This is a genomic window from Bordetella genomosp. 7 (assembly GCF_002261265.1).
Classification (GTDB): domain Bacteria; phylum Pseudomonadota; class Gammaproteobacteria; order Burkholderiales; family Burkholderiaceae_B; genus Bordetella_A.
Map to the genome: position 1 here is coordinate 382,533 of NZ_NEVK01000004.1, position 21,757 is coordinate 404,289.

The 21,757-nt window shown below is 65.5% G+C and carries 22 protein-coding genes; 6 read left to right on the forward strand and 16 right to left on the reverse strand.

What is annotated here, in order from left to right; genetic code table 11:
• The first annotated feature begins 36 nt into the window (after positions 1-36).
• Positions 37-414: a thioredoxin gene (trxA, locus tag CAL19_RS08960; protein ID WP_026637903.1), complete on the forward strand. Its 378-nt coding sequence runs from the start codon at positions 37-39 to the stop codon at positions 412-414.
• A gap of 19 nt (positions 415-433) precedes the next feature.
• On the opposite strand, the gene CAL19_RS08965 is transcribed toward trxA, so the two are convergent.
• The 6 genes from CAL19_RS08965 to CAL19_RS08990 form a co-directional block, all read right to left on the reverse strand.
• Entirely contained in the window at positions 434-1,021 is a 588-nt protein-coding gene (locus CAL19_RS08965; RefSeq protein WP_026637904.1) for an IMPACT family protein, read from the reverse strand.
• 36 nt (positions 1,022-1,057) lie between these two features.
• Entirely contained in the window at positions 1,058-1,915 is an 858-nt protein-coding gene (locus tag CAL19_RS08970) for a transporter substrate-binding domain-containing protein (RefSeq protein WP_094796600.1), read from the reverse strand.
• Between the two features lie 39 nt (positions 1,916-1,954).
• On the reverse strand, positions 1,955-2,728 hold the full coding sequence (locus CAL19_RS08975) for an ABC transporter permease (RefSeq protein WP_026637906.1): 774 nt from the start codon (positions 2,726-2,728) through the stop codon (positions 1,955-1,957).
• Positions 2,725-3,732 (reverse strand): ABC transporter substrate-binding protein, encoded by a 1,008-nt coding sequence (locus tag CAL19_RS08980; RefSeq protein ID WP_094796601.1) that lies wholly within the window; start codon positions 3,730-3,732, stop codon positions 2,725-2,727. The genes CAL19_RS08975 and CAL19_RS08980 overlap by 4 nt, the downstream gene beginning before the upstream one ends.
• 90 nt (positions 3,733-3,822) lie before the next feature.
• Positions 3,823-4,581: an ABC transporter ATP-binding protein gene (locus CAL19_RS08985; RefSeq protein ID WP_026637908.1), complete on the reverse strand. Its 759-nt coding sequence runs from the start codon at positions 4,579-4,581 to the stop codon at positions 3,823-3,825.
• A 156-nt stretch (positions 4,582-4,737) separates the two neighbouring features.
• The gene (locus CAL19_RS08990) at positions 4,738-6,342 is read right to left on the reverse strand and encodes an ABC-F family ATPase (RefSeq protein WP_026637909.1); all 1,605 of its coding nucleotides are present in this window, start codon (positions 6,340-6,342) and stop codon (positions 4,738-4,740) included.
• A 322-nt stretch (positions 6,343-6,664) separates the two neighbouring features.
• On the opposite strand from CAL19_RS08990, the gene CAL19_RS08995 reads away from it, so the two are divergent.
• The 4 genes from CAL19_RS08995 to CAL19_RS09010 all read left to right on the forward strand — a co-directional run bounded on the left by CAL19_RS08995 (position 6,665) and on the right by CAL19_RS09010 (position 11,281).
• A complete protein-coding gene (locus CAL19_RS08995; protein WP_094796602.1) occupies positions 6,665-7,789 on the forward strand; it encodes a TRAP transporter substrate-binding protein in 1,125 nt (374 codons plus the stop codon).
• 124 nt (positions 7,790-7,913) lie between these two features.
• Positions 7,914-8,537 carry a TRAP transporter small permease subunit gene (locus tag CAL19_RS09000; RefSeq protein WP_026637911.1) on the forward strand — a complete coding sequence of 208 codons (624 nt, stop codon included), beginning with the start codon at positions 7,914-7,916 and terminating at the stop codon, positions 8,535-8,537.
• Positions 8,534-10,459: a TRAP transporter large permease gene (locus CAL19_RS09005; RefSeq protein WP_094796603.1), complete on the forward strand. Its 1,926-nt coding sequence runs from the start codon at positions 8,534-8,536 to the stop codon at positions 10,457-10,459. Before CAL19_RS09000 ends, CAL19_RS09005 begins: the two co-directional genes overlap by 4 nt.
• Before the next feature lie 27 nt (positions 10,460-10,486).
• A complete protein-coding gene (locus tag CAL19_RS09010) occupies positions 10,487-11,281 on the forward strand; it encodes an enoyl-CoA hydratase/isomerase family protein (RefSeq protein ID WP_094796604.1) in 795 nt (264 codons plus the stop codon).
• Positions 11,282-11,317: 36 nt separating this feature from the next.
• Here the strand turns inward: CAL19_RS09010 and CAL19_RS09015 are convergent, their stop codons facing one another.
• From CAL19_RS09015 to CAL19_RS09060, 10 genes are all read right to left on the reverse strand, one after another.
• Positions 11,318-12,286 carry an LD-carboxypeptidase gene (locus CAL19_RS09015; RefSeq protein ID WP_026637914.1) on the reverse strand — a complete coding sequence of 323 codons (969 nt, stop codon included), beginning with the start codon at positions 12,284-12,286 and terminating at the stop codon, positions 11,318-11,320.
• Positions 12,283-12,732, reverse strand: coding sequence for a tRNA adenosine(34) deaminase TadA (gene tadA / locus CAL19_RS09020; protein ID WP_051423596.1), 450 nt, complete (start codon positions 12,730-12,732; stop codon positions 12,283-12,285). The genes CAL19_RS09015 and tadA overlap by 4 nt, the downstream gene beginning before the upstream one ends.
• Positions 12,733-12,778: 46 nt before the next feature.
• Positions 12,779-13,627, reverse strand: coding sequence for an HAD family hydrolase (locus tag CAL19_RS09025; RefSeq protein WP_026637916.1), 849 nt, complete (start codon positions 13,625-13,627; stop codon positions 12,779-12,781).
• Positions 13,628-13,712: 85 nt separating this feature from the next.
• Positions 13,713-14,336: a hypothetical protein gene (locus CAL19_RS19805; protein ID WP_026637917.1), complete on the reverse strand. Its 624-nt coding sequence runs from the start codon at positions 14,334-14,336 to the stop codon at positions 13,713-13,715.
• Between the two features lie 85 nt (positions 14,337-14,421).
• Positions 14,422-14,793, reverse strand: coding sequence for a monovalent cation/H(+) antiporter subunit G (mnhG, locus tag CAL19_RS09035; RefSeq protein WP_026637918.1), 372 nt, complete (start codon positions 14,791-14,793; stop codon positions 14,422-14,424).
• Positions 14,790-15,071, reverse strand: a complete 282-nt coding sequence (locus CAL19_RS09040) for a K+/H+ antiporter subunit F (protein WP_026637919.1) — start codon at positions 15,069-15,071, stop codon at positions 14,790-14,792. Before CAL19_RS09040 ends, mnhG begins: the two co-directional genes overlap by 4 nt.
• Positions 15,068-15,544 (reverse strand): Na+/H+ antiporter subunit E, encoded by a 477-nt coding sequence (locus CAL19_RS09045; RefSeq protein ID WP_038851853.1) that lies wholly within the window; start codon positions 15,542-15,544, stop codon positions 15,068-15,070. The genes CAL19_RS09040 and CAL19_RS09045 overlap by 4 nt, the downstream gene beginning before the upstream one ends.
• Positions 15,544-17,169: a monovalent cation/H+ antiporter subunit D gene (locus CAL19_RS09050; RefSeq protein ID WP_094796605.1), complete on the reverse strand. Its 1,626-nt coding sequence runs from the start codon at positions 17,167-17,169 to the stop codon at positions 15,544-15,546. Before CAL19_RS09050 ends, CAL19_RS09045 begins: the two co-directional genes overlap by 1 nt.
• Positions 17,166-17,510, reverse strand: a complete 345-nt coding sequence (locus CAL19_RS09055; protein ID WP_026637922.1) for a Na+/H+ antiporter subunit C — start codon at positions 17,508-17,510, stop codon at positions 17,166-17,168. Before CAL19_RS09055 ends, CAL19_RS09050 begins: the two co-directional genes overlap by 4 nt.
• A complete protein-coding gene (locus tag CAL19_RS09060; protein WP_094796606.1) occupies positions 17,510-20,422 on the reverse strand; it encodes a monovalent cation/H+ antiporter subunit A in 2,913 nt (970 codons plus the stop codon). The genes CAL19_RS09055 and CAL19_RS09060 overlap by 1 nt, the downstream gene beginning before the upstream one ends.
• A gap of 272 nt (positions 20,423-20,694) precedes the next feature.
• Between CAL19_RS09060 and CAL19_RS09065 the strand changes: the two genes are divergently transcribed.
• Positions 20,695-21,648, forward strand: a complete 954-nt coding sequence (locus CAL19_RS09065) for a Bug family tripartite tricarboxylate transporter substrate binding protein (protein ID WP_432759139.1) — start codon at positions 20,695-20,697, stop codon at positions 21,646-21,648.
• Positions 21,649-21,757 lie beyond the last annotated feature (109 nt).

A 21,757-nucleotide genomic window follows, 5' to 3' on the forward strand; every position in this document is an offset into this window, starting at 1 on the left:
ATCGACGCCGCCCATTCGGCGGCAAGGACGCCAAGCATGAGCAGCATTCTCGAACTCACCAAAGAATCCTTCCAGGAAGCCATCACGCCCGACAACACCCTGATCGTGGACTTCTGGGCGCCCTGGTGCGGCCCCTGCCGCGGCTTCGCTCCCGTATTCGAGCAAGCCGCCAAAGACCACACCGACGTAACCTTTGCCAAGGTCAATACCGACGAAGAGCAGGAGCTGGCCGGCGCCCTGGGCATCCGCTCGATTCCCACCCTGATGGTGTTCCGTGAACAAGTGCTGATGTTCTCGCAGCCCGGCGCCCTGTCCGCCGGCCAGCTTCAGGAACTGCTCGAGAAGATCAAGGCGGTGGACATGGAAAAGGTGCACCAGGAAATCGCCGCCGCGCAAGGCGACACCGACAAATAGGCGCCTGCGGGCTCGCCGGCTAATCGCGGACTTGCCAGCCGGCGCGGCCGCGCGTAACGTCGGCGGCGATCTGTTCCACGTTGGATAACGCGTCGCGCGGCACCCGCAGCACCAGCGACGCGCCCTCGCCGCCAAAAGATTCGGCCTGCACCTGCGCGCCGGCTTGCGCGACGCGCGCCTTGAGCAAGGGCAGTTCAGCGTATTCGCAGCGGCACGTAACGGTGGCCATATCCACAATCGGGACGCGGGGCGCCAGGCGCAGGCATTGTGCCGCGCAGCCGCCGTAGGCCCGCACCAGGCCGCCCGCGCCCAGCTTGACGCCCCCGAACCACCTGACCACCAGCACCGCGACCCGATCCAGCCCCTGCCCCTCTATGGCCTGCAATATGGGGCGCCCGGCCGTCCCGCCCGGCTCGCCATCGTCATTGAAGCGATAAGCCTGCCCGATACGGTAAGCCCAGCAATTGTGGGTGGCCGTCGGATCGCTGTGCGCGGCGAAAAACGCCATGGCTTCGTCCACGCTGGCCACCGGCGCCGCGTAAGCCTGGAAACGGCTCTTCTTGATGTCTTCTTGATGCGCGCTCGCCGCGCTCAGGGTTTCGCTCATACCCCGGGATTGTAGGCGGCCGGCGCCCGCCGCCCGTCAGCCGTGGCAGTCGGGGACTTCCTGGTCCAGATAAACGTCGAACGCGACGTCGCGCGCCCACTTGCGCGCCATGGCTTGCCAGACGCCCTGGCTGCGCCATTGGCGCATGGTGGCGGCCAGCCAGCGGGCCGTGGCCTGATCGCCATTGCGGGCCACCCATACCAGTTCCGCCTGCGGGCCGGTGACAGGCAGCGTTGCCGAAAACTTCTTCCATTCGGGGAACTGCATCAACGGGCCCCACACCGTGTCGTCCACCAGGCCGATATCGCAGCTGCCTTCCCGTACCGCCACCAGCGCATCGGACGGCACCCGATGAGTCTGCACCTTTGCGCCCCAGGTCGCGGCCAGCGCCTGCGCCTGAAAGGCAGCGGTGGACATGCATACGGTAAGGCCCTTTGCCTGGCTCCAGTCGCGCAACGGCGTGTCGCTGCGGATAACCGCCTTGGGGCGCGTCACATAGCCCGCCGCCACCACGGCCGTGCCGTCGCCCTGCAACGCGGGGGCAGACTGGTCCGCGACACGGTCGGCGAGCAGCACGTCGACCACGCCGTCGGCCAGCGCCTGGGCCTGTCGCGCGGGCGGGATCTGCACCACTTCAAGGGCGAGGCCGAGCTGCTCGGCCAGGCGCGCCGCCGCAACAGTGTCCAGGCGCTCGGGCGTACGCACCTTGGCGCCTGCCGCCGCAGGCGGCGCCAGGTATGGCACGCCAACCACGAGCGTGCCGCGTTCGCGCGCCTTTCCGAACGGCTGGTCCGCCGCATCGGCCGGACCCGCCGCCTGCGCGCACAGCAGCCAGGCCGCAAGCCCTGTGGCCAGGGCGCGGCGCGCGTGAGAAACAACTTTCAAGCCAGGCATGGTGCTAAGCGGCGGGGGCAAGCCCCGCCTTCCGTCCGGTTAAACGTACTGATACCGCAACAGGCGGTGCTTGAGGTTTTCAAGCACGAGCTGGTCGATCAGGGCGGCAAGAATCGCTATCACCAGGATGTTCATCATCACGCCGCTCATGTCGGCGATTTCACCCGAATACGCCAGCGACCGCCCCAACCCTTTGCCGAAGCCGATCAGCATTTCGGCCGAAATCAGGGCCCGCCACGCATTGCCGAAGGCCAGTTGCGCGCCGGTGATCAGCTCGGGCATGACGGCGGGCAGATAGACGCGCTTGATCAAGCCCCAGCGCGTGGCGCCCATGACGCGCGCGGCCGACACATGCACCCGTTGCACGGATTCGGTGGCGTTCATGACGCTGAGCGCCGCCGGAAAGAACGCCGCCAACGCGACGACCACAATGATGGGCGCGCTGCCGAACCCCATGACGATCAGAAAGAGCGGCACCCAGGCAATGGACGGAATGGATTGCAGGATGACAATGGCGCTGCGCAGCACTTCGCGAAAGAAATACAGCACCGCCGCCACCAGCCCGAACCCGACACCGGCCAGCAGGGCCAGGCCGTAGCCCGCTCCCAGCCGGCCCAGCGTGCCCATGAGGCTCTGGTGAAAGCCCGGGTCGCCCAGGTCGTGCAGCAGGCGCAGCACCACCGTGGGCACGCCCGGCATCAGGAAGTCGGGCAGCGCCCAGGCCGCGGCTTGCCAGAGCAGTAGGATGAAAGCCACGCCAAGCACCCCGGCGAGGTGCTTGCGCAGCCCTGTTACGCGGGTCGAGGAGGTCAAAGCTTGCGCGCCTCTTGCCACGAAAGGTCAACGATGGTCGAGACATCGTACGGCTTGCCGTCGCGGGTCTTGAGCGAGCCCTGCGCCTGCAGGATATCGGCGATTTCCTGCATGCGCGCCGCGTCCTTGTCGGTAAGCTTGGCCGTAAAGACCTGCGTCTTGATGGCTTCTTCGATGACCGTCTCGCGCGGCAGCTCGCCACGCTTGAGCGTCTTGAGGGTAGGCTCGGCAATGAAGTAAGAAGCGATCAGGCTTGCGGCCTTGGAGGGATTCTGCTGCAGCAGGTCGATGGCGGCCTTTTGCGCGTCCAGCGCCTTCCATACATCGTCCTTGCGCTTTTCAAGCACTTCGCCCGAGGTGATCACCACCATGCACGGGAACGGCCAGGCCTGGCCCACCTCGTAGATCTGCTTGACCGGGGCGACCAGTTGCGCGATGCGGTCATAGGGCTCGAACAGGAACGCCGCGTCGACGCGCTGCCCGACCAGCGATTGCACCGCAACGGCAGGGCTGACGCCCATGATGTTCACGTCCGAGGGCTGCAGGCCGCCCTCTTTCAGCACTACGCCCTTGAGCACCACGTCCGCCGTACTGCCCTCGCTCTGTGAGGCCAGCGTCTTGCCCTTGAGGCCCGCGATATCGTCGATGCCCGTGCCTTCGCGCACCAGCAGCGAGTGGTACCCCTGTTGCGCGCCGCCCACGACCTTCAGATCGGCGCCCTTGGACGCCCACGCCACGGCGTTGGTAAAGCCCAGCACGCCGATGTCGAGCTGGCCGCCGACAATCGCCTTGATCAGGTCGGTGCCCGACTTGAACTCCACCAGCTCAGTATCCAGCCCGGCGTTCTTGTAGAAGTCGCCCTCCTGGGCCACGATGGCCTGCGCATCGTCCATGACGCGCAGATAGCCCACGCGGAACTTTTCGGCCGCGGCGGCAGTCGAGGCGAGCGCCATGGCCGCCGCTGCGGTGGCCAGCGTGGCGGCCAACCAGTTCTTGAGTCTCATTGTTTGCTCTCCAGTGCTTCAACAGATAGTGATATGAAATTCGATGCGGCGCCGTCGGGCGCCATGGAAGGGCCGCGGGCCGGGGCGCCGTCAGGCCGCCAGCGCGATGTCGCTGTCGGCGACGCGGATGCCCAACAGGCTGAGGATCTCGCGCTTTTCGCCGGCGAGGTCGGCCAGGTCGTGCGTCTTGCGGCGATGCTTCAGATTGAATTCGCGCAGCACACGAGCAGGCCGCGCGCTGAACACGACCACGCGGTCGGCCAGGAACAGGGCCTCGTCCACATCGTGCGTGACCAGCAGCACAGAAGGCTTTTCTTGTTGAATAAGCTGGCGCAGGACGTCTTGCAGGCTGAGCCGAGTCAGCGCATCCAGCGCGCCGAACGGCTCATCCATCAGCATGGTCTGGGGTTGCGCGATAAACGCGCGCGCCAGAGCCGCACGCTGGCGCATGCCCCCTGAAACCTGTTGCGGATAATAGTTTTCGAAGCCTTCCAGCCCCACTCGCGCCAGCCAGCCCACGGCCTTTTCGCGCGCCGTCGCCTTGGCGACATTCTGGAATTCCAGGGCCAGCGCCACGTTGTCGCGCAGCGTCAGCCACGGGTACAGCGCGTGTTCCTGGAACACCAGCGTGCGGCTGGGGTGCGGGCCGGCCACCGGCTTGCCGTCGGCCAGCACCTGACCCTGCGTGGGGGTCTCGAGCCCGGCGGCCATGTGCAGCAAGGTGGACTTCCCGCAGCCGGACGGACCCACCAGGGCGACCAGCTCTCCAGTCTTGAATTCACTGGAGAAACCGTCCACGACCTGCAGGGCGCCGAAGTTCTTGTGGACGTGATCGAAAGTCAGATTCATGGGGATGGGGCTCGCACGGTGGCGTGTAAAGAGCCCCTAATCTAACAATCCGTTATATGAATCCAAACAATATTTTTATAATTCTTTAATAACTATCAGGCATATAGAAAGAGCCGGCGCGGGCAGGCCGGCCCGCCTGGGCCGGCTTTGGGCCGGTCAGCCTTCGATGCCGCGGGAAGCCAGGTAGTCTTCGTATCCGCCACGGTAGTCCACGATTTCGCCGTCGGGCAGGATTTCGATGACCCGTGTGGCCAGGCCGGACACGAACTCGCGGTCGTGCGACACGAATATCAGGGTGCCCTGGTATTTTTCGAGCGCGAACTGCAGCGATTCGATGGATTCCATGTCCAAGTGGTTGGTCGGCTCGTCGAGCAGCATGACGTTATGCCGGCCCAGCATCAGTCGGCCGAAGGTCATGCGGTTTTTCTCGCCCCCCGACAGCACGCGCGGCGCCTTGGGCAGGTCGTCGGCCGAGAACAACAGGCGGCCCAGCACGGACCGGATGGCCTGATCGTCGTCGCCGGGCTGGCGGTATTCGCTCATCCAGTCGAACAGATTGATGTCCGACTGCTGGAACTGGTCGGATACGTCTTGCGCCATGTAGCCGAGGTCGGCGTTATCCGACCATTTGATCGAGCCCGAATCGGGCGCGAGATCGCCCGCCAGCATGCGCAGAAGCGTGGTCTTGCCCACGCCGTTGGCGCCGATGATGGCGATCTTTTCGCCGGCGTCGATCATGGCCGAAAAATCGCGAATGACAGGCGCGTCGTACGACTTGGACAAGCGTTCGATGGTGGCGGCCAGGCGATGCATGACCTTGTTCTGTTCGAACCGTATGTACGGGTTCTGGCGCGATGATGGCTTGACGACGACCTGCTCTGCTTTGATGCGGTCGATCTGCTTCAGGCGCGAGGTCGCCTGGCGCGACTTGGACTTGTTGGCCGAGAAGCGCCGCACGAAGTCCTGGAGTTCGGCGACGCGCTCCTTGGCCTTGGCGTTGTTGGCCACCAGGCGCTCGCGGGCTTGCGTGGACGCCAGCATGTAGTCGTCGTAGTTGCCCGGATAGATGCGGATTTCGCCATAGTCCACGTCCGCCATATGGGTGCAGACCTGGTTCAGGAAGTGCCGGTCGTGGCTGATGATGATCATGGTGCTCTGGTAGCTGTTGAGCACCGTTTCCAGCCAGCGGATGGTGTTGATATCGAGGTTGTTGGTGGGTTCGTCGAGCAGCAGCACGTCCGGATTGGAAAACAGCGCCTGCGCAAGCAGCACGCGCAGTTTCCAGCCGGGCGCGATTTCGCGCATGGGCAGTTGGTGCTGGTCGACGGCGAACTCCAGCCCCAGCAGCAGTTCGCCCGCGCGGGCTTCGGCCGTGTAGCCGTCGTATTCGGCGAACTTGGCCTCGAGCTCGGCGGCCCGCATGTAGTCGTCTTCGGTGGCGTCGGGGTTGGCGTAGATCGCGTCGCGCTCGGTCATGGCCGCCCACATTTCGGTGTGGCCCATCATCACGACGTCGAGCACGCGCATGTCTTCATACGCGAACTGGTCCTGGCGCAACTTGCCCAGCCGCACCCCCGGCTCGAGCGACACGTTGCCGGCCGACGGCTCGAGATCGCCGCCGATGATTTTCATGAACGTCGACTTGCCCGAGCCGTTGGCCCCGATCAGACCATATCGGTTGCCTTCCCCGAACTTGACGCTGACGTTTTCGAATAGGGGCTTGGGGCCGAACTGGATAGTGAGATTGGCGGTAGAAATCACGGCTGTGGAATTGGAGGCAGGCGCGTCGCAGACGCAGGGGTAAACCGGGTAGTTTAGCAGCCAAGGGGCCCTTCCCGCGAATGGCGCCGCGCGCGGACGGTGGACGTTCGGCAGAATCGGTACGGGTTATCACCAAGCGTCAGGCAATTGTCAGATCACGCCCGGCACGGTTTAATCGCCTTGCGACCCACCCGCCATGCGGCGGCTGTTTCTCTGTGCGGCCGCACGCTTCATGCATTGCGCTTTGTCCTGTAGTCCGCTGTCCCACAAGTTGTGCACAACAAGTTGGTTCACGCAGTCAAAAAACCGGAGACAACAAGCCATGCAACACCCCCCCTCTTCCCGCCGTCGTTTCATCGCGGGCGCGACGTCCATAGCGGGCACCGCGGCCCTGGGCTTTCCGGCCATTACCCGCGCGCAGGGCTCGCCTGTGTCGCTGCGCTTCCAGAGCACCTGGCCGTCCAACGACATTTTCCACGAGTTCGCGCAAGACTACGCACGCAAGGTCAACGACATGGCCGAGGGCCAGTTGAAGATAGAGGTGCTGCCCGCGGGCGCCGTCGTCAAGGCGTTCGACCTGCTCGACGCCGTTTCGGCCGGCACGCTCGATGGCGGCCACGGCGTGGTGGCTTATTGGTACGGCAAGAACACGGCGGTGGCGCTGTGGGGATCCGGCCCTGCGTTCGGCATGGACGCCAACATGCTGCTGGCCTGGCACGAGTATGGCGGCGGCAAGGAACTGCTGACGGAAATACAGCAGGCCATGGGGGTGAACGTGGTGTCGCTGATGTATGGCCCCATGCCCACCCAGCCCTTCGGCTGGTTCAAGCGTCCCATTACCAAGGCCGAAGACGTAAAGGGCGTGAAATTCCGCACCGTGGGCCTGGCCATCGACATGTATTCGGCCATGGGGGCTGCCGTGAACGCGCTGCCGGGCGGCGAGATCGTGCCCGCCCTGGACCGGGGCCTGCTGGACGGCGCCGAATTCAACAACGCATCGTCCGACCTGGCATTGGGCTTCCAGGATGTGTCCAAGATCTGCATGTTGCAGAGCTTTCACCAGAGCGCCGAACAGTTCGAGGTGCTGTTCAATAAAAAGCGGTATGACGCGCTGCCCCAGCACCTGAAGCACATCCTGGCATATGCCGCGCAGGCCGCCAGCGCCGATATGTCGTGGAAGGCGGCCGACCGCTATTCGTCCGACTACATCAAGCTGCAGAAGGATCACAACGTCAAGTTCTACAAAACGCCCGACGCGATCCTGCAACAGCAGCTCAAGATCTGGGATCAGATGATCGAAAAGCGGTCCGCCGAGAATCCGTTGTTCAAGAAGGTGCTGGACTCGCAACGCGCCTTTGCCGAACGCGCGGGGCGCTGGCACAACGACGTATCGGTCAACTTCAGGATGGCGTTCAACCATTACTTCGCTCGCAAGCCGGCCGCCTGAACTGCCGCGGGCTGATGGATCGCCGCGGCTGTGCACCCGCCCCTACCCGCGCCCCCGACATTGAGCGGCGCGGCGGGCGGGTGCGTTGTTTTGCACGCCCTGTTCACGACCTGGATGGCATTCGATGCTCAAGCTGATACGCATGGTAGACCGGCTGTCTACCTTCGTGGGCCAGGCCTTCGCCTGGCTCATCGTGGTACTGACCGTACATATATGCTGGGAAGTGACGGCCCGGTATGTGTTCAACACTCCCAGCGCCTGGGCATTCGACCTGCAGCTGATGTATTACGGTGTGCTGTTCATGATGGCCGGAGCCTACACACTGGCCAAGAACGGGCACGTGCGCGGAGACATCCTGTACGGCTTCCTGCCGCCGCGCGTACAGGCCACCCTGGATATCGTGCTGTACATCGCGTTTTTCATACCCGGCGTGGTGGCCCTGGTCTGGGCCGGGTGGTATTACGCGGGCGAGTCGATCGCCATACGCGAGCATTCGTCGCTGATGGCCGATGGCCCGCCCATCTATCCGTTCAAGGCGTTCATTCCCATTGCGGGGGCATTCCTGCTGTTGCAAGGGCTCGCGGAAATCGCCCGTTGCGCCCTGTGCCTGCGACAGGGCAAGTGGCCATCGCGCGAAGAAGATGTGGAGGAAGTCGACGTCGACAAGCTCAAGGAACTGGTGCAGGTCAAGGATGAGGATATTGCCGAGCTGGACCGATACGTTGTAGATGAGGAGAAGGCCAAATGAGAATCCACAAGGCACTGTGGTTTGGCCTGAGCTGCATAGGCATCGTTCTTGCGCTGATCGGTTTTCTGACACCCTGGTCGGACATCACCACCGGACACCTGGGGCTGCTGATGCTGGCTCTTATCGTGGTGGCCATCATGCTGGGCTTTCCCACGGCGTTCACCCTGATGGGCATGGGCGTCATCTTTACCTTCCTGGCCTATTTCCTGCAGAACCCCGACGCGCAATTGTCGTTGCGGCAGACCCTGGACCTGATGGTGCAGCGAACCTACGCCACCATGACCAACGACGCGCTGATCTCGGTGCCGTTGTTCGTGTTCATGGGCTACCTGGTCGAGCGCGGCAACCTGATCGAAAAACTGTTCCGCTCCATGCATCTGGCCCTGGCCCGGCTGCCCGGCGCGCTGGCGGTGGCCACGCTGGCCACCTGCGCCATCTTCGCGACAGCAACCGGTATCGTCGGCGCAGTGGTCACCTTGATGGGGCTGCTGGCCATGCCGGCCATGCTGAAGGCGGGTTACAGCGTGCGCCTGACGGCGGGGTCGATTACCGCGGGTGGCTGCCTGGGCATCCTGTTGCCGCCATCCGTGATGCTGATCGTGTACGGGGCCACGACGGGCGTATCGGTCGTGCAGTTGTACGCAGGCGCGTTCTTTCCCGGCCTGATGCTGACCGCCCTGTACGTGGGCTATGTGATGGTGGTGGCAAAGTTGCGGCCCGACATGGCGCCGCCCCTTACGGCAGAAGAGCGGCGCCTGCCACTGCCCGCCGACGCGGACACCCTGACGCGCCAGGGCTATACGCACGCCGTGACAGGCATGCTGGCGGCCATGTTCAAGGGGCGGCGCAACAGTTCGGTGTCGTTCGCCTTCCTGAGCCGCAATATGGCGGCAGCATTGTTGCCGCTGCTGGCATTCGCGGTGCTGACGGGCAGCGTATACCACGTCGTCACCAAGCCCCCGGTCGTGTACGAGATTCCTGACGAACTGCGGCTGGGCAGCGGCCAGGATTATGACTACGGGCTTGCCGAGCCGCCCATAGAGGGCGGCTCGCTGGCCGAACCGCCGGCCGATGGGGGCCTGAGCGAGCCGCCGGGCACCCCGTCCGCCGATGGCGCAGGCGCCGCTCCCCCGGACACGCCCCAGGCGGATGAAGGCCCCGCACGCCTGCCGGCGCCGGCCGGATACTGGATTTTCTTTGGCGTATGCCTGGCTTTGCTGGCGCTGTTCTACGCGCTGCTGACATGGGTGCGGCTGGAAGTCTTCAAGATGCTGCTGGGCTCGTTCTTCCCCCTGAGCATGCTGATCGCCGCCGTGCTGGGCACTATCACCTTTGGGCTGGCGACGCCCAGCGAGGCGGCCGCGATGGGCGCGATGGGCGGCGCGCTGCTGGCGCTGGCATACCGGCGCCTGAACATGCCAATGCTGAAAGAGTCGGTGTATCTGACCGCCAAGACATCCGCCATGGTGTGCTGGCTGTTCGTGGGGTCGTCGATCTTCTCGGCGGCCTTTGCCTTGCTGGGCGGACAGCGCCTGATCGAGGAATGGGTGCTGTCGATGGGCCTGACGCCCGTCGAGTTCATGCTGCTGGCCCAGATCATCATCTTCCTGCTGGGATGGCCCCTGGAATGGACGGAGATCATTGTTATCTTCATGCCGATTTTCGTGCCGCTGCTCGTCAGCTTCGATATCGACCCGCTGTTCTTCGGCCTGCTGGTGGCGCTGAACCTGCAAACCGCCTTCCTGTCGCCGCCCGTGGCCATGTCGGCGTTCTATTTGAAGGGTGTGTCGCCGCCGCACGTGACACTGAACCAGATCTTCCTGGGGATGATGCCCTTCATGGCCATACAGGTGGTTGCGATCTTCCTGTTGTACATGTTTCCGGGCATCGGCATGTGGTTGCCCACTGTGCTCTACCGTTGATTCACCGTCATTTGAAGGACGCTGCATATGCTGCAAACCGTGGAAGTTGCGTATGGCCCCCAGACTGCCGTGGTCTGGCTCAACCGGCCGGAGGTGCGCAACGCGCTGGATGCGCGGATGATCGCCGAGCTGACCGACGTGTTCGCGACGCTGGAACAGGACGCCGAAGTGCGCGCCATTGTGCTGGCCGCACGCGGCAAGGCCTTTTGCGCGGGCGCGGACCTGAACGCGATGCGCCAGAGCGCACAGGCGAGCCAGGACGAGAACCGCGCCGACGCCATGGGCCTGGCCAACTTGCTGCACAGCATCTACACGTGCTCCAAACCCACCATCGCGCGTGTCCACGGGCCCTGCATGGCTGGCGGCATGGGGCTGGTTACCGCGTGCGATATTGCCGTGGCCGGCCGCGAGGCGCGATTTGCGCTGACCGAGACACGGCTGGGCCTGATACCGGCAATGATCTCGCCCTATGTATTGCGCGCGATCGGCGCGCGCGCGGCCAGCCGCTGGTTCCTGACCGCCGAGACCTTCGATGCCGCCGAAGCGTGGCGCCTGGGCCTGGTGCAGGAACTATGCGAGACAGACGAACTGGACTCGCACATCAATGCCCTGCTGGGGGCCTTCATGTTCGCTTCGCCGCACGCCGTGGCGCAGTGCAAGCGGTTGATTCGCGACCTGGCTGGCCGCGCTATCGACGCCGACGCAATAGGCGACACGGCCGCCCGGCTGGCGGCGCAGCGCGCCAGCGACGATGGCCGCGAAGGCATTGCGGCATTTCTGGAAAAGCGCCGGCCGCGCTGGGCTCCGCCCGAAGCGTCGTAATGACGCCGAGCCGCGCCGAGCGGCAAACCGGTAAGGTCAATGGTGGTGTTCGTCGATCACCAGGTGCGCCATGCCCGGCTCGGTGGCCAGGCCCACCTTCTTGCCGATGGGCAGCGTGGCCTTTGTGTCGATGTGGCCGTAGGGCAAGCCGGTGACGACCGGAACCTTGACGGTGCGCCGCAGCCACTTCAGGACTTCCGGCATGTCGTACCCCGCGTCATGGGGCGCCAGCCTGTAATTGCTGAAATGCCCCAGCACGATGGCCTTCTGGCGCTGCAGGATGCCCGCCTGCCACAACTGCGCCAGCATGCGCTCGACCCGGTAGGGATGTTCGGCCACGTCTTCCAGGAACAGGATGCCGCCGCGTATCCTGGGCAGGTACGGCGTGCCCACCAGCGACACCAGCGTGGCCAGGTTGCCGCCCCACAGGATGCCCCGGCAATCGACCGGATCGGCGTCGGGCGTTTCGAAGCTGAGAATCTCGAGTTCGCCGCGCATGAGTTCGCCAAACAAGGCCGGCGTCAGGTCGTCGACCCGAGTGCCGCCGAAATCGGCCACGGCCGTGGCGCCGGTATAACTGACGGCCCCGGTTTGCGCCAGCAGCGCGAGGTTGAACGCCGTGAAATCGCTCATGCCCACGAAGCGCTTGCCGCTGTCGGCCATGGCGCGCCAATCGATGTCGGGCAGCAGCCGGCTCAGCCCATAGCCGCCGCGCGTGGCCATCACAATGGGATGCTTCTGGCGGATGGCGCGCGCCAGGCCAGCCAGGCGTTGCTTGTCGGTGCCGGCAAAGCGCTGGTGCACCGCCAGCGCGGCGCGGTCCACAGTGGTCTTGAAACCCTGTTGCGCGAGTCGCTGGCAGGCCCGCTGCAATGCGGCCGGATCGCCCACCGCCGACGATGGCGAGATAAGGTAAATGCCACCGGCCGGCGCCTGGTGGTGCTCGCAGCCGTCGGTGCAGGCGTGGTCATGATGCCCGTGAGGCGGGTGTTGGGCGGTACTCATGCAGTGGATTCCTTGGCGCGGCGTTCGCGAAAGAACCGGCGCAGCAGGTCGCCGCAAGGTTCAGCCAGGACGCCGCCGGTGATTGTGGTGTGGTGGTTCAACCGCTGGATAGCGGCAACATCGAGAACGCTGCCGCAGGCGCCGGTCTTGGGATCGGATGCGCCGTAGGCCACGCGCGCCAGCCGCGCGTGCAGCATGGCCCCGATGCACATGACGCACGGTTCGAGCGTGACATACAGCGTCAGGCCGGGCAGCCGGTAATTGCCCATATGCGTCGCGGCCGCGCGCAGGGCCACGATTTCGGCGTGGGCCGTGGGATCGCTATCGGTGATGGTGCGGTTGTAGCCGACCCCCAGCACCCTGCCCTGCGGATCGGCCACGACGGCCCCCACCGGCACCTCGCCGGCCTGCCATGCGGCCTGGGCCTGTTCGAGGGCCAGGGCCATCATGTCGGTGTCCAGGGAAGATGCGGCGCCTGTCGCCCCTGCGGGCTCAGCCACGGTACACCCGCGACTTCAGCGCGATGCGGCCGGCCAGGCTGACCACCGCTTCTTCCAGCCACTGATACAGTTCCGCTTGTTCGTCGTAGCGGGCCTGGTTCAGGTTCGAGACCCGCCCTTCCTCGATAAAACCCCATGCGCGGCTGCGCTTGTCGCGGTGCTTGGGATCCCACACGCCGAAGGCGAACCCGCCGGCGCGGCGTATCAGCGAAAAGCATGGAATATCGGTATAGCCATCGCCCACGAACACCATCTGGTCGAACGGCACGCGCAGGCGGTCTTCGGGCACCTTGCGGTTGACCTCAAAGGGTTTGTTGCGAAATTCGCGGCCAATGATGCCTTTCTGAATGTGGAACAAGTAGCGGGTCTTGTCGGTAAAGCTGACCAGGCGGCGGGGAAACACAATGCCCTGGTCCGGGCCATACACGAATTCCGATGCCCAGATCTCGGTAAATTCATGCGCAATGGGCGTGGCGCGCACGACATCGCCAATACCGCTGGAAATCAGGTAGAACTCGAGCTGCACTTGCGGATGTTCGGCGCGCACGGCCGCGCGCAGCCGCTGGAACAAGGTGTCGACCCCATCGTGCAGAGGCAGGCGGGCGCCCCAGTCGGCCAGCCTCTGCCGGGTGATGAGCCCGTTGGCGCCGCTGCGCGAGAGCTCGATCATCTGATACAGGTAGGCGGGCACCGGGTCCCAGTCCTGGTCGGAAAGCAGCGGCCCCACCTTGTCTTTCCAGAAGGCGGCCGTATCCACCCCAAGGCTGTCGAGGAAGCCGGACGTGCTGTCGGGAGCCAGCGTGTCGTCGAAGTCGAAAATCAGGGCAATGACGTCGGACATGAAAGCGGCGCAAAGTCGGCAATAGCCGACATTTTGCCTGATTGCGGCCCCGGGCGTGGCCGGGAACCGCAATCAGCACGCCGCGTTAACGCGCCGGCACGGGCGTGACGGGCGCCGGCGGCGGCGCGACAGTGCCCGGCGCGGCGCCCGGCGACACGGGAGCCGGCATGGGGGCCCCAGGCGCCGTGGCCGGCGGCAAGGGCGTTGCCGGAGCCGGCGTTGTCGTGCCAGGGATACCCGCGCCCGGCGTGACGACGCCCGGCGTACCGACGCCCGGCGTGCCGACGCCCGGCGTGCTGGCGCCAGACGGCTGGGCGGGAACCTGGATCACCGTCTCGCGCAGCACCCCGCCGCTTTCCACGCTGCCTCTGACGCTGCTGGGCGAGGCCATCTGGCGCAGGCAATCTTCACGCTGGGTTGCTGGCAAGTTGTTGCAGCGCGCCGTGGCGTTGGCATCGAAGTTGGCGGACTGGTTGTTGTCCAACCGGTTGCGCGCGGCCTCTTCGCGGGCCGCTCCGGCCTCGCGCAGGCAGGTGGCGCGATCCTGGTGAGTCTGCCCCGTGTTGCACCGCTGTACATCGAGTTCATACTGGGACTGGATGGAGCCGGACGCCGCCGCGCCGGCTGCCAGGGCTGCTGGCGCACCGGCCAGGCCCGCTGCGCCCAGGGCCAGGGCGCAATACAGTTGCTGCATACGTCGCATGTTCATCTTTCGCTCCTTTTGCTGCGCCGCGCCAGGGCGCGGCCGTGCATTTAAGGTAAGGGAAAGCGCGTGCCCAAGCGGAATGCAGATGTTACAGATCCGTCCGCCCGTAACGTTCGCGGGGCGGCGCATCGGCGGGGTAGGCTTCGCCCCGTTTGCGGCGGCCGCGATAAATGGCGGCGCGCATCAGCAGCATGGCCGTGACCGGCGAGGACACGAACAGCAACAGTGTGATCAGGATTTCGTGCACCACGGGCCGGTGTTCAGTAGCGGAGAACACCAGCATCGAGGCCGCCAGTACGCACCCCGCGCCCATGGTGTTGCCCAGCGTGGGCGCGTGGATCCGGCAGAAAAAATTGTCAAAGCGCAGCAGGCCCAGCGAACCGACCAGCGCCAGCAAGCCGCCGGCCACCAAGAGGATCGCGGCAGGAATGCCCGCCCACAGGGGGATATCGGCGCTCATGGCTCGATGACCTCGCCGCGCAGCAGGAACTTGGCCATCGCCGTGGCGCCCACGAAGCCGAACAGGGCAATCAGCAGAGCCACGTCAAAGTACACGGCTGTGCCCGACCGGATGCCGAAGGTCAGGATGCCCAACATGCCATTGACGTAAAAGGCGTCCAGGCCCAGCACGCGGTCTTGCGCCGTAGGGCCGCGCACCATGCGGACCGTGGCGCAAGCCATGCCCAGTACGAAGCACAGCAGCGCGAAGGAAGCTGCCCAGTACAGCACGGTGTTCATTCGAAGATCTCCTTCAGGGTCCGCTCGTAGCGCTGCTTGATCAGGTCGATCCAGGCCTGCTCGTTTTCGAGGTCGAGCACGTGCAGCGTCAGCGTGTTGTCGGACACATCCACCCACACGGTGCCGGGCGTGTAGGTGACGATGCACCCGAGCAGCGCCTGCGCGTGCGGATCGCGCAGGTCGAGCGGTATATGGACATAGCCCGGGTTGAATTCACGACGGTGGTCGATGATGAGCCGGCCCACGGCAATGTTGGACTTGGCAATATCGACCGCCACCCGCCACAGCAGGCCCGGAAACAGCCACAGGCGGTGCGGGCGGCTGCGCAGCGGCCGCAGCCGCGTGGACGCGTATCCCAGCCATAGCGCCAGCGCCGCGCCCAACGCGATCTGCCCAGCCGACAGAGACTGATTGAGCACCAGCCAGAGCGCCAGCAGCACCAGCGGCAACAGAAACCAGTACAGGCGCCGCATCACTTGCCCTCCAGGCTGCGCACCGTGTCGGCCGACAGCACGGCATCGATGTACTGCGCCGGCTGGTCGAGCGAACGCGCCGCCTCATCCAGGTAGGCCGAGACGGGCCCGGCCCCCGCGGCCAGCGCCACGCACAGCAGGATCAGCACCGCCACGGGGCCTGCCTCGATCACGCGCAGCCGCGGCGTGGTGCGCTCGTCGGCGCTCCAGAACACGCGCATGCCGGCGCGGCCGAATGCCACGATGCCGGCCAGGCCGGAAACCAGCACCGCCGCCACGAGAATCCAGGCATCGGCGGGTTGGGCCGACTCGTTGGCCGCGGTTACCGCAGCCGACAGCAACGAGAACTTGGCCACGAAGCCGGACAGCGGCGGCAGCCCCGTCACGAGCAAGGCGCAGGACACGAACGCCAGGCCCAGGAAGGCCATGGCGGCCGGGATCGCCACGCCCACCACGTCGTCGGACCGGTTGGGCGTCTCGGGATCGTCCAGGTCGAACATGTCCATGGTGACGGCGAGGACGTTGGCGCCGAAGGTGCGGGTGCGCTCGACGAGCTCGACCAACAGGAAAAAGGCCCCGGTGGTCAGCACCGAGCTCAGCAGGTAGAACAGCGCGGGCCCCGTCAGGGTGACGCCCGGCATGCCCAGCGCGGTCAGCAGCGTGCCGGCCGATATGATGACGCAGTAGCTCACCATCTGTTCGAGCTGCTGCGTGGCCAGCAGGCCTATCGCCCCGAACACCAGGGTGGCCAGGCCCGCGGCGAACATCCATTCGAGGCTGAAGGCCGCCGGCGCGCCGGTGGGCAGCAGCAGCGAACCGATGCGCAGCAACGCATAGATGCCGACTTTGGTCATGATGGAAAACACCGCCGCCACCGGCGCGCTGGCCGAACCGTAGCCGCGCACGAGCCACAGGTTGAGCGGCCATGCGCCCGCCTTCACCAGGAACGCCAGGCCCAGCACCGCGGCGCCTGCTTCGAACAGCAGGCGCTCGCTGCCGTCCAGCGTGCCCGCGCGCACCGCCAGGTCGGCCATGTTCAGGGTGCCGGTCACGCCGTAGATCAGGGCGATGCTGATCAGCAGCAGGAACGATGCCACCAGGTTCACGACAATGTAATGCAGCCCCGCGCTGACCCGCGCCACGCCGGAGCCGTGCAGCAGCAAGCCATAGGATGCCGCCAGCAGCACTTCGAAGAATACGAAGAGGTTGAACAGGTCGCCGGTGAGGAAGGCTCCGTTCAGTCCCATCAGCAAGAACTGGAACAACGGATGGAAATGCACGCCCAGGCGGTCCCAGCGTGCCAGCGAATAAATGAGCGCCATCAACCCCAGTACGGCATTGAGCGCGAGCATGATCGCAGCCAGGCGGTCGACCACCAGCACGATGCCGAACGGCGCGGGCCAGTCACCCGGCAGGTACACGCCGATTTCATTGGGCCAATAACCCCAGGCCCCGGCCGCGAGGGCCAGCAGCACCACCGCGGCGGCCAGCTGGGCCAGACTCGAAACCACGGCGATCGCGGCGCGCGCATTGCGGCTCGTGTCGGCCAGCAGCAGCATGGCTGCGCCGGCCACCAGCGGCACCGCAATGGGATAGATAGGAGCGTGTTGCAGCAGGTCGATCAAGATTCCGACTCCCTGCCATCAACATGGTCGGTGCCGGTGAGGCCGCGGGATGCAAGCAGCACGACCAGGAACAGCGCCGTCGTGGCAAAGCCGATGACAATGGCGGTGAGCACCAGCGCCTGGGGCAGCGGATCGGCCAGTGTGGAGGGATCGACAGCCCCGGTGGTTTCCAGCACGGGAGGCCGCCCCACCATCAGCCGGCCCATTCCGAAAATGAACAGGTTCACGGCATAGGAAACCAGCGTCAGGCCCATGATGACCTGGAATGTGCGCGGGCGCAGGATCAGCCACACGCCCGACCCTGCCATCACGCCTATCGCCGCCGCGTAAATGAGTTCCATCAGGCAGCGCTCCCCGATTCGATTGCCGCCTGGGCCTCGGCGGCTGCCTTGCGTTGCGCGCGCAGCGATTGGTGCGCCAGCGCGACCAAGATCAATAACGTGCCGCCCACAACCAGCATATAAACCCCAATATCGAACAACAGCACAGTTGAAACATGAATATGGCCAATCAGCGGCACGGCCAGGTCCCAGGCCAGCGCCGACAGGAACGGACGAGACGCCAGTCCGGCGGCCAGCGCCGTCAGGCCGGCGCACAACAGCCCGAGCGCGATCCAGTGTTGCGGATTGAGGCGGCTGCGCGATTCCACCCAATACACGCCGCCCACCATGTATTGCAACAGAACGGCGGTCGCCATTACGAGGCCCCCCACGAACCCGCCACCCGGCTGGTTATGGCCGCGCAGCAGCAAGTACGCCGACGCCATTGCCGCAATGGGCAGCAACAGGCGCACCAGCACAGCGGGCAGCGCGAGCGCGCCCGCAGGCAGCACCGCGTGAATATCGGGCGCGGCCGTGGGAGCGCTGGCCGGGTCTTGCTGCTGGTGCGGCAGGCCGGCGCTTTCGGGAGCCGGCCGGAAGCGGCGCAGCAGCGCATAGACCGTCAGGGCAACAATGCCCACCACGGTGATCTCGCCCAGCGTATCAAAGCCGCGGAAGTCGACCAGGATCACGTTTACCACATTGGTGCCGCCCCCTTCGGACAGCGCCTTGTCGACAAAGAACTCGGAGATTGTCTGTTGCGGACCGCGGGTCAGGACGGCATAGGCAAGCGCCGCCACCGACGTGCCCGCTACGGCAGCAATCACGAGATCGCGTGTGCGGCGCAATTGGGCGCGCGTTTCGTGGCGTTCGCCGTCCAGCCCGCCTTCGATACGGCGCGGCAGCCAGCGCAGGCCCGACAACAGCAGCACAACGGTCACCACTTCGACGGCCAGCTGCGTGAGCGCCAGGTCGGGCGCCGAGAACCAGACGAAGGTCATGCAGGTGGCCAGGCCTGCGCCCCCGGCAAGAATCAGGGCGGCAAGGCGGTGATACTTGGCCTGGAACGCTGTCCCTATTGCGCAAATGCCGCCCACGATCCAGAGCACGGCAAAGGCGGGGTCCAACGGCGTAAGGCCGGCCGGCGCGTCGTTCCAGTCGCCCGTGTGCAGCGGCAGCCATGCCACCAGCAAGGCGCCCAGTACGATCAACAGCATCTGCACCTGCAGGCGGGGCGACGCCAACCGGGCCAGCAGCCAGCTGGCGGCCACGCTGGAATAGTCAAGCAGGAATTCGAACGAACGCCGGCCGTCGAAGCGGTAGATGAATGGCACACGGCCCGGATACTTGCGCTGGCGCGCGCGCAACGCCAGGTACAGCGCCACGCCGGCAACCATGGCGACGAAGCTCATCATCAAAGGCAGGTTCAGGCCGTGCCATACCGACAGGCTGTAGGCCGGCATGTCCGGGCCCAGCACGCTGCCCGCGGCCGTGTGCAGGAACGGGCCCACCGTCAGCCCCGGAATGATGCCCACCACCAGGCAGCACAGCACCAGCAAGCCGCTGGGCACCAGCATCCACCGCGGCGGCTCATGGGGAGCGCGCGGCAGGTCGTGCGCCGGCGGGCCGAAGAATACCTGCAGGATGAACCGCAGCGAGTACGTGACGCTGAACGCGCTGGCCAGCACGGCCATGGCCGGCAACCCATACTGCACGACCGGATCGCCGCTGACGAACGTGGTCTCGGCAAAGAACATTTCTTTGGAGATGAAGCCGTTGAGCAGCGGAACGCCGGCCATGGCAGCGGCCGCCACCATGGCCAGCGTGGCGGTAATGGGCATGGCGCGCCGCAGGCCGCTGAGCCGGGAAAGGTCGCGCGTGCCGGTTTCGTGGTCGACGATGCCGGCCGCCATGAACAGCGACGCCTTGAACGTGGCGTGATTGACCATGTGGAATATGGCGGCCACCAGCCCCAGCGGGCTGTTCATGCCCAGCAGCAAGGTGATCAGTCCAAGATGGCTGATGGTGGAATACGCCAGCACGCCTTTCATGTCCTGCTGGAAAATCGCCGCGTAGGCGCCCAGCACCAGCGAACACAGCCCTGCTCCTCCGATGATCCAGAACCATTCGTCGGTGCCGGCCAGCACCGGCCAGAAGCGGGCCAGCAAAAAGACCCCGGCCTTCACCATGGTGGCTGAATGCAGATACGCCGACACCGGGGTGGGCGCCGCCATGGCGTTGGGCAGCCAGAACTGGAACGGGAACTGGGCGCTCTTGGTCAGCGCCCCGAGAGCGACCAGGATAATTACGGCCGGATACCAGGGGTCGTTGCGAACCAGCTCGCCAGAAGCCAGCACCTGGTCGAGGTCGTAGCTACCCACGATATGGCCCAGGATGAGCACCCCTGCCAGCAAGCACAGGCCGCCCGCCCCGGTGACCGTCAATGCCATGCGGGCGCCCCGCTTGGCGTCGAGCCGGTGATGCCAGTAAGCGATCAGCATGAACGAGGCCAGGCTGGTCATTTCCCAGAACAGCACGAGCTGTATCAGATTGCCCGACAGCACCACCCCGAGCATGGCCGCCATGAACGCCTGGAAAAACGAGAAAAAGCGCGGCACCGGATCTTCGGGCGACATGTAATACCGCGCATACAGCACGACCAGCGCCCCCATGGCCGACACGATCAGCGCGAACAGCCATGCAAACCCGTCCATGCGCAGCGTGAACTGCAGGCCCAGCGCGGGCGCCCATTCCAGATCGGCGCGGACGATGCCGCCATCGGCGACGTGCGGATACTGGAAGGCCACCAGCAAGGTACAGGCAAGCGCGATCAGGCCGGCCAGCCACGCTTCGGCATTGCGGGCATTGGAAGGCAGCAGCGCGGCGCACAGGCTGCCGATAAACGGCAGAGCGAGGATAAGAATCAGCGACATGTCGTTCCGGGAAGACCATCGGCGTCGCTCGCGGGCAAGAGCGGCGCCAATGGCCGGGCTGGCATTATTCGGAGACCCTGGCATGGCACGCCATTGCGGCGCCGCGGCCGCGACGCCTGCGCGTCAACGAAGCCGGCCGGGAATCCCCCCCGAAAAATATCAGATTCTAGTAAGGTTCGCACGGTGCAATAAAACCCCTTTTTACCGGCCAGTTGGCCAGCAAGCCCAGACGGAGACGTAAGTTGAAGAAGAAAACCGCCATCAAAACAGCAATTATCACCGCAGCAGCCGCGTGCTTCCTGGGAGGCGGCGCTGCCCATGCGCAAGCTTACCCCGAGCGCCCCGTGCGCCTGCTGGTGCCGTTTGCGGCCGGGGGCACCACCGACCTTGTGGCGCGCATCGTGGCCGATGGCCTGGGCCGTGAGCTGGGCCAGCCGGTGGTAGTAGAAAACCGCGGCGGAGGCGGCGGATCCATCGGCGCGGAAGCCCTGACCAACGCCGCGCCCGACGGTTACACGATAGGCGTGGCCACCGTCAGCACCATGGCGACCAACCCGGCCACCAATGCGCAGACGCCCTACGATCCGCTGAAGGACTTCGTGCCCATCATCAACCTGGTCAATGTGCCCAACGTATTGAGCGTCAACCCCAAGACGCCGGCCGGCAACCTGCAGGAGTTCATTGCGCTGCTCAAGGAGAACCCCGGCAAGTACAGTTACGCCTCGGCCGGCACAGGCAGTATTTCGCATCTGGATGGCGAGCTGTTCAAATCGTTGACCGGCACCGACATGATCCACGTGCCCTACCGGGGATCGGGTCCGGCCCTGAACGACACCCTGGCCGGGCAGGTAAGCGCGCAATTCGACAACCTGCCCTCTTCTATTGCGCACATCCAGGCGGGCAAGCTGCGCGCCCTGGCGGTGGCGTCCACGGCTCGCGTCGCCGGGCTGCCCGACGTGCCGACCTTTGCGGAAGCGGGCCTGCCCGCCATGGACAACATGGCCTGGTATGGCCTGGTGGCCCCGGCCGGCGTGTCGCCCGCCATCGTGGCTCGCGTGCACGACGCGGCCGCCAAGGCGCTGCAGGACCCGGCCATCCGCCAGCGCCTGCAAGACCGCGGCGCACTGGTCGACGGCGGCACGCCCGAGCAGTATGCGGCGCTGATCAAGCGCGAGCTTGAGCTGCGCAAGCGCATCGCCAACGAGCAGAACATCAAGCTGAACTGACGCGCCGCGCAGGCGCGCGGGTGGGTGTCTGACACCTTCGGAGTCAGACACCGCAGTACGTTGCCGCGCGTCGGACGCCGCAGTACCGTTGCCGAAACCGGTGTCTGAC

Excerpts from the sequence above, each read along its gene's own strand:
- CAL19_RS09010 (WP_094796604.1), top strand. The coding sequence starts at position 10,487 with ATGCTGCAAACCGTGGAAGTTGCGTATGGCCCCCAGACTGCCGTGGTC.
- CAL19_RS09025 (WP_026637916.1), bottom strand. The coding sequence starts at position 13,627 with ATGTCCGACGTCATTGCCCTGATTTTCGACTTCGACGACACGCTGGCT.
- CAL19_RS09040 (WP_026637919.1), bottom strand. The coding sequence starts at position 15,071 with ATGAACACCGTGCTGTACTGGGCAGCTTCCTTCGCGCTGCTGTGCTTC.
- CAL19_RS09005 (WP_094796603.1), top strand. The coding sequence starts at position 8,534 with ATGAGAATCCACAAGGCACTGTGGTTTGGCCTGAGCTGCATAGGCATC.
- CAL19_RS08985 (WP_026637908.1), bottom strand. The coding sequence starts at position 4,581 with ATGAATCTGACTTTCGATCACGTCCACAAGAACTTCGGCGCCCTGCAG.
- CAL19_RS09045 (WP_038851853.1), bottom strand. The coding sequence starts at position 15,544 with ATGCGGCGCCTGTACTGGTTTCTGTTGCCGCTGGTGCTGCTGGCGCTC.
- trxA (WP_026637903.1), top strand. The coding sequence starts at position 37 with ATGAGCAGCATTCTCGAACTCACCAAAGAATCCTTCCAGGAAGCCATC.
- CAL19_RS19805 (WP_026637917.1), bottom strand. The coding sequence starts at position 14,336 with ATGAACATGCGACGTATGCAGCAACTGTATTGCGCCCTGGCCCTGGGC.
- CAL19_RS09055 (WP_026637922.1), bottom strand. The coding sequence starts at position 17,510 with ATGGAACTCATTTACGCGGCGGCGATAGGCGTGATGGCAGGGTCGGGC.
- CAL19_RS09060 (WP_094796606.1), bottom strand. The coding sequence starts at position 20,422 with ATGTCGCTGATTCTTATCCTCGCTCTGCCGTTTATCGGCAGCCTGTGC.
- CAL19_RS09015 (WP_026637914.1), bottom strand. The coding sequence starts at position 12,286 with ATGAGTACCGCCCAACACCCGCCTCACGGGCATCATGACCACGCCTGC.
- mnhG (WP_026637918.1), bottom strand. The coding sequence starts at position 14,793 with ATGAGCGCCGATATCCCCCTGTGGGCGGGCATTCCTGCCGCGATCCTC.
- CAL19_RS08995 (WP_094796602.1), top strand. The coding sequence starts at position 6,665 with ATGCAACACCCCCCCTCTTCCCGCCGTCGTTTCATCGCGGGCGCGACG.
- CAL19_RS08965 (WP_026637904.1), bottom strand. The coding sequence starts at position 1,021 with ATGAGCGAAACCCTGAGCGCGGCGAGCGCGCATCAAGAAGACATCAAG.
- CAL19_RS08980 (WP_094796601.1), bottom strand. The coding sequence starts at position 3,732 with ATGAGACTCAAGAACTGGTTGGCCGCCACGCTGGCCACCGCAGCGGCG.
- CAL19_RS09000 (WP_026637911.1), top strand. The coding sequence starts at position 7,914 with ATGCTCAAGCTGATACGCATGGTAGACCGGCTGTCTACCTTCGTGGGC.
- tadA (WP_051423596.1), bottom strand. The coding sequence starts at position 12,732 with ATGGCCCTGGCCCTCGAACAGGCCCAGGCCGCATGGCAGGCCGGCGAG.
- CAL19_RS08970 (WP_094796600.1), bottom strand. The coding sequence starts at position 1,915 with ATGCCTGGCTTGAAAGTTGTTTCTCACGCGCGCCGCGCCCTGGCCACA.